Below are 12,921 nucleotides of genomic sequence, written 5' to 3' on the forward strand. Positions count from 1 at the left end.
CCACATAAATTTATTACCTTTGATTATAAAACAAAAAAAGGTAGATTTCCTCACAATAAACTGAGAAAATCTACCTCAATTGGCCCGAAGGGACTTTTTCAGTGCCCTCGCTTTCACAGTTCCCCTTTTAGATATTTTCCCAATGAACAATTAGAGCCAGTCTGCACTTTCATCAGCAAACCTTTGTAAGTCATTCATAAAAACACTTGCATGATAACCATCACAAACAGCATGATGAATTTGTAACGAGACAGGTAAGAACCATTCATCTTTTATTTGTGAATATTTCCCCCCAGTTATAATGGGTAAGAGAAAATCTCCACCATTATTAATATTTAAATTAAATGCTGTAAAAGAACTCCAAGGGATCATAGATATCGGAATATTATTATCTGGTACAGGAGTCTTTGGAAATAAACTACCCGTACCATTGTATTCTTCTACATCTTTTTCATACTGAGAATAAAATTCAGAAAACCTACTTACATTTGGTGACCATATGCTAGAAAATGTGTATGTCTTCTTATCAAAAATTGTATAAGAAGGCAAAATTTCTGACCAATAACCTAAATTCCCTTCTGGGTTAAAACTGGTTTTAAATTCTCGATGGGAATTAACTATATTTGTAACCATAAAAATAAACGCAGGATATAACTTATAATTCTTCTTCTTTAAGTTCTTCATAAGAACAGTAATATTAATTTCATTCGTTATACTGAACGTTGTTTGTTGTTGTAAATAGTGTTCGAAGTACTCTTTTCGATACCAATTTTCACGATCAATTATATTGAATTTCATATACAACGCCTCCTAATATGTTTTATTTGATTTAGGAGGCTATTTCCTCTGCTTTTTTCATGACAATCATCCTTTTGTAAACTAATTTACACCACCACATTATCAAGTATTCCGACTAAAATCAATTTACAGATATTACTTTCTTCCATTAACTGCCTCGCCCCTCACAGAATATCAAAAGGGGTTCGGAAATAATACATTCCGAACCCCTTTTGTCGACAAACTGAGGCATGAGCCCGGTAGATTACCGGGTTCATGCCCTCAAGGCTGCCTAATTAAATAAAGTGTCTAACTTTTTGGGTCACTTCAAAGCAACTCCCTTATTGAAGTAAAGCACCTTATAGTTTAAGTAGAAACCATCACATTCTCTTATGTGTATCATAAAAAAGGATGGAACCAATGCGATCCCATCCTAAAAATCTTTATTGCTTGTGTTCCTTTTCCTCTTGGTGTTTATGCTTCTCTTCCCCTTGTTTGTGTTTCTCCTCTTGGTGTTTATGCTTCTCTTCCTCTTGTTTGTGTTTCTTTTCCTCTTGTTGTTTATGCTTTCCTTCCTCTTGTTTGTGTTTTTTATCCTCTTTATTTCCACCAATATCAAATTGTTTATTTTTATTATTTTTTATAACTTGTGGAGCTTCTTCAGGATTTGCACCTTTAATGAACAGTTCATTATTCACCCGGTATACATCACTAGGCTGCTGGAAGCTACTTTTGTCTGTTCCAAACGCTTCCAGCATGGCCTTAAACATTTGGTGCGAGATTTTAGTTGTATTTCCATCCATATAATTACCTGGACCATTTTTAGTATATCCAGTCCAAACCGCCATAGTGTATTGCGGTGTATAACCAGCGAACCAACTATCATTTACCGAACCGGCTGGATATCCATATTGTGCTCTGGTTTTACTGTCAAAATTGGTTGTGCCAGTTTTTCCAGCCACATCTAGTCCAAGGACATTTGCTGTTTTTCCTGTACCAGATTTTACGACTGTCCGTAACATATCCGTCACCAAATAAGCTGTGTGATCATGCATAACACGTTTTGGCTTTTGAGTTAAATTAACAACTCTGCCATCAGGATAAACAACTTTACGAACAAAATGTGGTGTATTGTATTCACCGTTATTTCCAAAAGCACTATATGCCCCTGCCAACTCTAATGGATTAACCGTGTTACTTCCAATCGCATATGATTCGTACACCTTATTATTATTAAAAGTAATACCCAGATTTTCTGCAAAGTTTTGTGCTTTATCCATCCCTACTTCTTGAAGGGTAAGGAGTGCTGGAATATTGTATGACCATTGAAGTGCTGTTCTAATCGACAACTTTCCGTGATATCGATGATCCCAGTTAGAAATAGATTGACCATTTGAGTAGGTTATCTCATGATCATTAATTTGGTGTGCTGTAGACCATTTTGAATTTTCAATAGCCGGACCATAATCAAAGACTGGCTTGAAAGTAGATCCTGGTTGACGTTTAATATCAACCGCAAAGTTGTTGCCTCGGAAGGAAGCTTTATATTGGTTTCGACCGCTTCCAATAGCTCGTACTTCTCCTGTTTTTGTATCTAAAAATACGAAGGCTCCTTGAAAATTTTCATTTGGATAAGAAATAATCGTATCGGTGTTCATTATTTTGTCCGCAAAGGTCTGAGCTTTTGGATCTAGCGTCGTATAAATAGATAATCCATCCGAACTGATATCTACATTTTTCAGCTTTCCTTCAACTTCTTTTACAACAGCGTCCAAAAACGCCTCGTACGGCATTCCCTGCTTTTTCGTTTTTGGAACAAGTCCTGATGTAACTGGAACCTTCTTTGCATCCTCCAATTGCTTTTTCGTAATATACCCTTGTTTATACATAGCTTCTAAAACAATATTACGACGATTTGTTGCAGCTTTCACATGTTCGGGTTCAGTGGGATCATAATAACTTGGACTCTGTGGGAGCCCCGCCAGCATAGCGACCTCTGGAAGCGTTAGTTTATTTAGATGATCGGCATCGATTCCGTAGTAATTTTCGGCGGCAGCTGCTACACCATATGCCCCGTCTCCAAGGTAGATCTTATTAAAATACATCATTAAGATTTGATGTTTGGAATACTTTTGCTCAAGCTGATAGGCCAAGCTCCATTCCTGTACCTTTCGCTTTATTGTTTTCTGAGGTGACAAAAAGGAGTTTTTAATGACCTGCTGTGTAATCGTACTTCCGCCTTGAGATCCGAAATCCCCTTTTAGGTTCTTGAAGATTGCTCTCGCAGTTCCTTTTATATCAATGCCATTGTGTTCATAAAAATGTGCATCCTCCGTGGCAATGAAAGCATGTTCCAACATTTTTGGAACTTGAGAATACGTAATTTTTGTCCGTTTTTCTTTACCATATTCGTAAAGGAAGTTCCCGTTTTTATCGTATAATTTGGTAGAAAGCGGATCGACTAGTTTTGAAGCATCTATTTTAGGTGCATCCTTAATCATTGCTGCAACCGTAACTGCCCCTATTCCAATTGAAACAACACCTAACAGTAAGCACCCAAGTAAAACTTTTTTCAAGAAAGACCTTCTTTTAGGGGAGTTCTTACCTTTTTTTTGATCTTGTTTTGTTTTTTCCACTTGTTTTCGTTCCTGACGAGAACGATACGTTTCTGACATTAATCTTCTCTCCCATATTCAAGGTTACTCAACAAAATTGAAGAAAACTATTCAAAGAAATAACCTTTTATTTACTCACTAGTCATTGATGATCAGTATGGTATTTAAAACAATGCATTTCATGCAAAACCTGTATATAACGTATTAAGGAAGAATTTATCCTATACTCTCCTTGGTCGGTTTTCGCAATAAAGTAATTACTTCGTACTATCTTATCTAATACATCTTGTAAAACGTCTTCCTTCTTTACATCTGGCCCTTTTATTATTTTTTCTCGTTTAATATCATTTTCCAAGGTATAACAAACAATAAATTTCTTCAAATTAAATCCCCCTTTCGAGAACCACTTCTGATTGTCTTAAGTAGGGAAACACGTCTACTTATTTGAAGCGAATAGTCTTAAAATTTATATAATACTGAATAAGAATGCAATTATCGGCCAGCTTTGTCTTTCAAAGACGTTATACATGAAGCAAATACCCATGTTGATAAAATGATGGATAACATTCCTACTATTTTTGAGAAATACCTTTGTGTACCATCTATAAATATTTCATGAATACCATAGATACAGCCTAAAAAGATCAAAGCGTGTAAATTTCATTTTTTTCAGTCCATTACACAGTCCATTTATATTAATTCGAAAGGAACCTTAGTAATAAGGGGGCAAAAGCATTTATTCCTCGATTCCCCCCTCTATATAAAGACCAAATCTGCACTTTAGTCATTAAAAAAGCCACCAATTATGGCAGCTGGATTTTTCCCATTTATAAGCACATTCTCTTTTTCTATATATTATGTTCGTTTAACGTAATAACCTGGATAACATCCCTATCTATAGACCATAATTATCCAAGAGACACCCTAAGGATCTTGGTGTTTGTCTAAATCCATCCTTGAAGCTTTTCAGGGCTGGATTTTTATTTTTTTACTTTTCTTAGCTGAATAATATTTCTCAAGAGCGACTTAAAAGAGAGCTGGATTTTCAACCCGTCTTAGGGCACTAATGAATTTACATTTTTAGTAAAATAGAGTTAAATTATAACATGAGTAAATATTTTACAAGGGGAAAAATATGAAAAATTCAAAGTTTGATTACAACCTAGTTACACTTTTACTTTTGCTATTTATAACTAGTTGTATAGCTATACACACTGCTCAAGAATTTGGTCAATACGAAGGGGATTTTTTATTTAGACAAGTAACTTGGTATTTTATAGGTTTCGGTATGATTTTAGGAGTTATGTATTTGGATTCTGAACAAATATTTCGCTTGAATTGGTTTTTTTACTCGCTTAGTTTATTTCTATTAATTGCATTAATTTTGTCGCCTGAGTCAATAGCACGAGAAATAAATGGAGCCAAAAGTTGGTTTCAAATTCCTGGGATTGGGTCTCTTCAGCCAGCTGAGTTTACTAAAATATCTTTAATAATTTGTTTAAGTTACTTAATACAAAAACATCATAATAAATATGAAGACAAAACTTTGAAAACGGATTTTTTTCTATTAATTAAGATGGGGGCTGCAACACTTCTTCCAATACTTTTAATTATGAAACAACCAGATTTAGGTACATCTTTAGTATTAATGTGTATTTTTATAGGGATATTATTTGTTTCAGGAATATCATGGAGAATAATTGGTGGTATTTTTATTATTGGAGGATCAATTGTGAGTGGAATATTGTACTTAGTTTTTCTTCACCCTGAAATTCTTCGTTTAATGGGGATAAAAATATTTCAATTAGGAAGGATTTATGCTTGGATTGATCCAGAGTCTTATAAATCAGGAGAGGGTTTTAACTTAATCAAAGCCTTGCTTGCCATAGGATCAGGTGGAGTTTCTGGTTATAAAGGAAGCGGGGTATACGTTCCTGAGGCACACACAGATTTTATATTTAGCGTTATTGCTTCTAAATATGGTTTCCTAGGATCTAGTATTTTAATAACAATTTATTTCTTCCTTATTTCGGGCATGGTGAAGTTAGCGTTAGATGTCAAAAATAGTTTTGAATCTTACCTATGTGTAGGTGTGGTTTCAATGATTTTTTTCCATATTTTCGAGAATATTGGAATGAACATAGGTTTACTACCTATAACAGGGATACCCTTACCTTTTATAAGTTACGGAGGCAGCTCATTAATGGGGAATATGTTAGCAATAGGATTAATTTTTTCAATAAGCTATCGAAAAAGAGCATTTATGTTTGGCTAATTTGAAATAACAATAATTTTTTAAAAAGTGAAGTTATCAAAAGAAACCTACTAAAAAGAGGCCATTTATTTGTTATGAATTATTAAAGACACTAAATGACTTTAATACATTGTGGGTTTCTTCTTCTGTAATCCCAATATAGCGCAGGGTAACGGATAGATGCGAATGATGAAGGATTCGTTGCAACATGGCAATAGCCTTTATGAACTTGTAAAACCAATATCCACACGTTTTCGGTAAGGTATGATTGCTGACATGCTCTACGCCATCGAACTCTGGAGTCTTATTTAACTGCCGTTAGGCCAGAGTAAAACATTCTTAATCAACTAAACGGGTGCATGAAGATCGGAGCTGTCTTTAAGGCAGCTCTTTTTTATGCAAAAAGGGGCTACAAGTATTGATAATTTCATATAATATCCACCTTTTTTCTATTTCCATCTATCATAACTAAGACAAGGGAATTTTTGCTAATTTATAAAAGTGTAGCTTTGAAACAAAGTTTGATCAAATTAATCCAAGAAACCTGATAAATGAATAAATAGAAAGGGCATGTTTTGAAAAAAGATTAAGCAAAACATGCCCTTATACTATTTAATTGGATTATTCTTTTATATAAGTTGATCATTTTTTGTGTTCCATAATGGAGCAACTACAAACTCTCTGGTAAGTAATGGCTATACAAATTCTACTTTTTTATCAGCAAAAACAATTCGCCTTTAGAAGCCTCTAATTTTGTCGATATCTACTCAGAATTTGTAGATATTTCTCGGGAAATTGTTGAAATTTGAAAATGGTTATCCCGAATAGTTGGAACAAAGGAATTTCCACTTTTGATTTGGTTGCCTTAGGTTTAAATAGTTATTAACGAAAATTAACACCTGAAGATTGTATAGGGGACTAAAAAAGGGAATGAAACCTTTTTCTAATTGCAGTAATGTTTCGTAATGGGTTTTTTGTTGTTCAGTTTTAAGCTGTGACATATCGTTATCGTTTGTCAGTTAGAGGTTCATTTCACGCGTAGCTGCGAGTTCATTGGTTAATAACAATAAGATCTCTTTTAATTGAATGAGAACATGGGTTAAATATATTGTCATATGTATCGGGTATCGCTATCTCTTTTAAAAGCCTAATTTTGTCGATATCTACTCAGAATTTGTAGATATTTCTCGGGAAATTGTTGAAATTTGAAAATGGTTATTCCGAATAGTTGGAACAAAGGAATTTCCACTTTTGATTTGCTTCCATAATGTTTTTTTGTTGTTCAGATTTATGCTGTGACATATCGTTTGTCAGTTAGAGGTTCATTTCACGCGTAGCTGCGAGTTCATTGGTTAAAAACATTAAGATCCCTTTTAATTGAATGAGAACATGGGTTAAATATGTTGTCATATGTATCGAGTATCGCTATCGCTGTTTCATTGGTTCCTTCTAATCTTTCTATTTCTTGATACAACAGTCTTTAGCTCTATCGTTTAGAGGATTGCCCGTATCGCGTAACGCTATAAGCGTTTCGATGTCGGATTGAACGAAGATATGCCAATCGCCATCTTAACAGCTCCTATCCATTTCGCTCTAAGTTTTAAACATACCTTCGAACAGTGGATTTTGCCTCTCTATTTCTTATGCCACTTCCTTGGAAGAGGCTGCTCATTCATTCGGATGTATATCCTATCATATTAAGGATGAAGGTTCTGTGGATTTATTTGTATGTTATATCGCCCAGCGATACGAAACACACAAAAGAACCGATCAGCCCCTTTCTTGAGGAACACTATTAAGGACATGGATCTTTCTGGAGCTGGAAACCGTTGTTTTAAGCTGAGACATATCGTTTGTCAGTGGATGTTCATTTCACGCGTAGCTACGAGTTCATTGGTTAAAACAATTAAAATCTCTTTTAATTGTTTGGGATTATGGGTTAAATTATCATATGTATCGGGTATCGTTATCTCTGTTTCATTAGTTTCTTCTAATCTATCTTTTTGTAGGTACACAAGGTCCTAGCCGTATCCTCTAGGGGCTTGTCCGTATCGCGTAACGCTATGACCGCTTCGATGTCGGATTGAATAAAGATAGGCAATCACCATCTTAAAAACACATATCCGTTTCATTCTAAGTTTTGACCATACTTTTGACAGTGGGTGTTGCATCCCCATTTCTTCTTCCACTACCTTAGAAGAGATACTCGTTCATTCGGATGTATATCATGTTTTTGATATCGAACATAGCTTTTCTATTAAACCAAGTTATATCGCCCAGCGATACAAAACACACAAAAAAAAGAACCGATCAACCACTGTCTGGAGCAACTCTATTAAGAATGACTCTTTTTTTGAATGCAGTTTTCAACCGCCTCAACTCCATTTTATCAAACATGCCTTTTTTGCTTGCCTCAAATTGTGATTTTGTTTTAGATGCATATCGCTTAAACAAATCTCTAATGAATTTCAATTGAGCCTCTGTTTGCCTCTGGTAGAACTTGCGAAACATTGGTATCGCCGAGCGATTACATAGCAGGCACCAAATCCTGTAAAGTTGAAATACTCTTTCTTAATTCTGTGTTTCAGCTATGCGAATCATATATGTCACTATGCTTTTATCCATCATTATATAAAAAAAGATTTATCAAATGTTTCTACATCAATAATTTTGCTTCCACAAATCATTACACAGTTAGGCAAAAAAACATAACAGTCACCTTATTTTCTGAATATGGAGAAAAGCCCCCACCATTTTTCTGAACGTTTTTGTATCGCTTCTTCTAAACGTTTATTAAATTCATTTTGTGAACTCCAGTCTTTTTTCTGTTCGTCCCGCATATTTTGTATTTCTTTTTGTAAGATTTCACTTTTTTGTTTTTCTTGCTGCAGCAATGTTTCGTAATGGATATTTTGTTGTTCAGTTAATTGTTCAATTTTAGTATTAGTTCTTTGCGCTGAATTTCCAATACTAGAACTTATAACATGATGATCTTGCTGGAGCCGGGAAACCTTTGTTTTAAGCTCTGACATATCGCTTGTCAGTTGGACATTCATTTCACGTGTGGCTGCGAGTTCATTGACTAAAAACATTAAGACCTCTTTTAATTGATTGGGGTCGTGGGGTAAATTTTCATATGTATCGGGTATCGCTATCTCTGTTTCATTGGATCCTTCTAATCTTTCTTTTTGTTGAAATACAAGGTCTTTAGCTGTATCGTCTAGGGGCTTGTCCGTATCGCGTAGCGCTATAAGCACCCCGATGTCAGATTGAACAAAGATACGTCGATCTCCATCTTTCAAAAACTCATATCCATTCCTTTCTAAGATTTGACCATACTTTCGAACAGTGGGAGTTGCAATCCCCACTTCTTCTGCCACTTCCTTGGAAGAGAAAGCTCGTTCATTCGGTTGTATATCACGTCGCATATCGGACCTCTTTTCTATAACTAGTTGTATCTGTAGTCTACCTGACCTTGAATTTTCTGTCTAGATAAGTTTAGCCTATCCAGAAGTTGTTAGGGATACCGATAAGATTTCCTTTTCCTTTCTTCTGTTTCCCTATACGATTAGATCATCTATTCGCTTACCTTCCTTCTCTTGCATAGCCGCTATCTCCTATCTATCCTTATCCATTGTGGGTGTTACACCTGGTTGGTCTTGGCGCCTTGCCCCGTGCCAAGCATGGGTGGGGTTGATAGAAATTCAACAGCGATTAGGACATACAGATATTCAAACAACGATAAACTTCTATGCTCATACGACTGACAACATGAAAGAAAAGGCCTCCCAGCAGTTCAATAAACTGATGGAAGACCTTCACTTTAAAAATATTTACATGTTAGGTGAGCATCCATTTCTAAATCCTCGTTAAACCCCTATATTTCAAGGGATTTAAGCAATTATTACATCATGCCGCCCGTATGGTAAGAGTGTGTAATATCTTTAACAATATGTGCTAAAAATGTGTTATAGCAAGGTTTTTGCTAATCAGTGGTGTAACATCTTTAACGAGATTTTATCGTTTTCCGCTTGATTGCGTTAACAAATTGTTAGCATGTCTTTCCTTTTCTTCATTTTTCCTTTCGAACTTACCAAATAAAGTTTCCATATGAACTTTATGCGAATGCCATTTAAAAATTAGAATCCATTTTCTACTAACCATTTCATAATGCTTTCTTCTCTTTTCTTAATATCGTTATGCATGATCTGCAGCTGGCCGCCAGAGCCTTGAGTGATCGTATTATCTGCAAGCTTTTCAATTCCTGTCATTTCCATCAGTTTTTTGCTTTTTGATATACCGCATCTTTTGATACAAGAGCAGGAAACATATCATTGTCAATCAATGACAGATTTTTCAAGAGTTTATCAAATTAATTCATTTTAAATTCATGAACGCTTATTGAGAAATGACTGTTTCTTTTGTCACTTTCTATCACTGCCAGTTTGTGTGAAAGACTCCTGCTAAATCACGTCGTTCATAGGTATGTGCACCAAAATAATCACGTTGTGCTTGCAAAAGGTTAGCATTTGAGATGCCTTTTCGATAACTATCGTAATAAGTGAGTGAAGCGCTTAAACATGGAAACGAGATACCGGAGTTTATTCCCTCACAGACAACCTTTCGCAATCCTACCTGGTAATCCGTAACCTTTTCGGCAAAATATGGTGAGATTAATAAATTAGCCAGATTCGGCTGCTCTTGATAGGCTTCGCTAATGACGTTTAAAAATTCTGCACGAATGATGCAGCCACCACGGAAAATCAGCGCAATATCCTTTAAAGGCAAATCCCAGCCGTAAAGTTCAGAAGTCATTTTATATTGAGTAAAACCTTGCGCGTATGCACAAACTTTTCCCATATATAATGCTTGTCTAATATAGTCAATCCACTCATTTTTATCTAATTTTTGCTGATCGTTCTCAGGGCCTGTTAGAATATGTTCTGCATTGACCCGTTCTTCTTTTAAAGCGGAAATGTAACGAGCAAACAAAGACTCTGTAATAATCGATGCTGGTATTCCGTTATCAATAGCTTGCATGCTGGTCCATTTGCCTGTACCCTTTTGTCCTGCTTTATCAAGAATCACATCGATCAAGGGTAAGCCCGTTACTTCATCTTTTTTCCTTAAAATTTCGGCAGTGATTTCGATTAAATAACTTTTCAGTTCGCCTTGATTCCATGTTTCAAAGATGCCAGCAATTTCATTAACTTCCAAATGCAGCTTTTCTCTTAAAAATGTATAGGCTTCGGCGATTAATTGCATATCTGCATACTCAATCCCGTTATGTACCATTTTCACAAAATGACCTGCTCCTTTTGGACCGATATAGGTACAGCAAGGGTCATCATTTACTTGTGCTGCGATTTTTGTCAGAATTGGAGCTACTTTTTCATAGGCGTCTTTATCTCCACCCGGCATGATTGAAGGTCCTTTTAACGCCCCGACTTCTCCACCAGAAATACCAATTCCCAAATAACTGATTCCTTTAGATTTCAATTCATCATATCTGCGTTCAGTATCTTCGTAATGGGAGTTGCCGCCGTCCATGATAATATCGCCTGATTCAAGATGAGGAAGCAATGAATTGATCACCGAGTCGATCGGCTTGCCCGCAGTCACCATTAGAAAAATCTTTCTTGGCGTTTCCAGTGACTGAACAAAGTCCTGGATTTCGTAATACGGATGGAGCGACTGACTATCCAATTCAGCAACAAGCTGATCCGTTAAATCTCTTGTGTAGTTATAGACAGCTACTTTTTCCCCCTTACTAGCCATATTTAAAGCGATATTACTGCCCATTACCCCTAAACCAATGACACCAATTGTATTGTACATTTAATTTTCTGCTCCTTCTATGTAAGAATAATAGGCAGTAAATCCCTACTATAAGTGGGGGATTTACTGCCGGGAAAGGCCTATACAAATAAGCTTAGTAATAGAATAAATCCTAATCCGGCTACTGAAATAATCGTCTCAAGCAAGGTCCATGTTGCAAATGTTTCTTTCATGCTTAAACCAAAATACTCTTTAAACATCCAGAAGCCAGCATCGTTAACGTGTGAAGCGATTAAACTTCCCGCTCCTGTAGCAAGTACAACTAGAGCAAGGTTAACGTCAGTCTGACCTAACATCGGAATTACTAAACCAGCTGTCGTTAAGGCAGCAACGGTAGCAGATCCTAAGGAAATACGCAGGATTGCCGCGATGATCCAGGCAAGCAGGATTGGTGATAATGATGTTCCTTTGAATAATTCAGCTACATAGTCACCTACACCGCCGTCGATCAATACTTGCTTGAAGGCTCCGCCGCCCCCTATGATTAAGAGCATCATTCCGATATGCAAGATTGCTGAGGTACAAGATTCCATAATATCTTTCATTGGAATCTTTCTTGCTAATCCCATTGAATAGACCGCAAATAATAAGGAAAGCAACATGGAAGTACCGGCTTCGCCAATAAAACGGATAGCTGCCAGTAAACCATTATCTTCAAATCCCATTGTTTTTTGCATCAAAGTGATAATCGTAGCAATTGACATTAATATAACCGGAAGTAAAGCGGTAAATACACTGATTCCAAATCCAGGTGTGTCTTCAAGTTTAAAAGATTTTTGTTCTCCTAAAGAGGCAATGCTGCCTGTTTTCGTAAATGAGTCAGGTACTAATCTTTTAGCTATCTTTGTAAATACTGGTCCAGCTAAAATAACGGTTGGTACCGCAATGATGAAGCCGTACAGTAAAACCTGACCAATGTCTGCACCATATTCACCAGCGATAACGGTTGGTCCCGGGTGCGGCGGTAAGAAACCGTGAGTCACGGATAATGCCGCTACCATTGGAATACCAAGATATAATATCGAAACTTTTAATTCTCTTGAAATCGCAAATACGATTGGAATTAATAATACTAATCCCACTTCAAAAAATAACGCGATACCGATAATAAATGATGCTGCTACGACTGCCCATTGAATATTCTTTTCACCGAATTTTTTAACAAGGGTCATGGCAATGCGCTGCGCGCCGCCTGAATCTGCGATTAACTTACCCAACATCGCTCCAAGTCCAAAGATTAACGCTAAGTGACCAAGTGTTCCGCCTAATCCTGCTTCAATGGTTTTGACAATTCCATCAAGTGGCATCCCAAGTGCTAAAGCCACTCCAAACGACACAATGATTAAGGAAATAAAGGTGTTTAATTTTAAGCCCATTATTAAAATTAATAAAGCGACAATTCCTAAAGCGACAATAACTAATGGCATTGTAATTCCT

Annotated in this window: 8 protein-coding genes; 1 reads left to right on the top strand and 7 read right to left on the bottom strand. The window is 36.2% G+C overall.

From position 1 onward, the window contains the following. Positions 1-150 precede the first annotated feature (150 nt). From catA to N9I19_RS18675, 3 genes are all read right to left on the bottom strand, one after another. On the bottom strand, positions 151-798 hold the full coding sequence (gene catA / locus N9I19_RS18665) for a type A chloramphenicol O-acetyltransferase (RefSeq protein ID WP_317778656.1): 648 nt from the start codon (positions 796-798) through the stop codon (positions 151-153). 422 nt (positions 799-1,220) lie between these two features. Further along, entirely contained in the window at positions 1,221-3,452 is a 2,232-nt protein-coding gene (locus tag N9I19_RS18670; RefSeq protein WP_317778657.1) for a transglycosylase domain-containing protein, read from the bottom strand. A gap of 82 nt (positions 3,453-3,534) precedes the next feature. Then, complete coding sequence (locus N9I19_RS18675; RefSeq protein WP_061461216.1) at positions 3,535-3,774, bottom strand: hypothetical protein; 240 nt, start codon at positions 3,772-3,774, stop codon at positions 3,535-3,537. A 753-nt stretch (positions 3,775-4,527) separates the two neighbouring features. Here N9I19_RS18675 and N9I19_RS18680 point away from each other — a divergent pair. After that, the gene (locus N9I19_RS18680) at positions 4,528-5,667 is read left to right on the top strand and encodes an FtsW/RodA/SpoVE family cell cycle protein (protein WP_089364298.1); all 1,140 of its coding nucleotides are present in this window, start codon (positions 4,528-4,530) and stop codon (positions 5,665-5,667) included. A gap of 2,699 nt (positions 5,668-8,366) precedes the next feature. Here N9I19_RS18680 and N9I19_RS18685 read toward each other — a convergent pair. From N9I19_RS18685 to N9I19_RS18700, 4 genes are all read right to left on the bottom strand, one after another. Then, entirely contained in the window at positions 8,367-9,074 is a 708-nt protein-coding gene (locus N9I19_RS18685; RefSeq protein WP_289336696.1) for an SH3 domain-containing protein, read from the bottom strand. Positions 9,075-9,785: 711 nt separating this feature from the next. Beyond that, a complete protein-coding gene (locus N9I19_RS18690; RefSeq protein WP_317778658.1) occupies positions 9,786-9,923 on the bottom strand; it encodes a hypothetical protein in 138 nt (45 codons plus the stop codon). A gap of 157 nt (positions 9,924-10,080) precedes the next feature. Then, entirely contained in the window at positions 10,081-11,484 is a 1,404-nt protein-coding gene (gene gnd, locus N9I19_RS18695; RefSeq protein WP_284468999.1) for a decarboxylating NADP(+)-dependent phosphogluconate dehydrogenase, read from the bottom strand. An 80-nt stretch (positions 11,485-11,564) separates the two neighbouring features. Beyond that, on the bottom strand, positions 11,565-12,911 hold the full coding sequence (locus tag N9I19_RS18700; RefSeq protein WP_061461210.1) for a GntP family permease: 1,347 nt from the start codon (positions 12,909-12,911) through the stop codon (positions 11,565-11,567). Positions 12,912-12,921: the final 10 nt, after the last annotated feature.

Origin of the sequence: Peribacillus sp. CSMR9 (assembly GCF_033141925.1) — a bacterium.
Classification (GTDB): domain Bacteria; phylum Bacillota; class Bacilli; order Bacillales; family DSM-1321; genus Peribacillus; species Peribacillus simplex_A.

Coding starts and splice junctions, on each gene's coding strand:
- N9I19_RS18670 (WP_317778657.1), bottom strand. CDS start 3,452: ATGTCAGAAACGTATCGTTCTCGTCAGGAACGAAAACAAGTGGAAAAA.
- catA (WP_317778656.1), bottom strand. CDS start 798: ATGAAATTCAATATAATTGATCGTGAAAATTGGTATCGAAAAGAGTAC.
- N9I19_RS18690 (WP_317778658.1), bottom strand. CDS start 9,923: ATGGAAATGACAGGAATTGAAAAGCTTGCAGATAATACGATCACTCAA.
- N9I19_RS18680 (WP_089364298.1), top strand. CDS start 4,528: ATGAAAAATTCAAAGTTTGATTACAACCTAGTTACACTTTTACTTTTG.
- N9I19_RS18685 (WP_289336696.1), bottom strand. CDS start 9,074: ATGCGACGTGATATACAACCGAATGAACGAGCTTTCTCTTCCAAGGAA.
- gnd (WP_284468999.1), bottom strand. CDS start 11,484: ATGTACAATACAATTGGTGTCATTGGTTTAGGGGTAATGGGCAGTAAT.
- N9I19_RS18700 (WP_061461210.1), bottom strand. CDS start 12,911: ATGCCATTAGTTATTGTCGCTTTAGGAATTGTCGCTTTATTAATTTTA.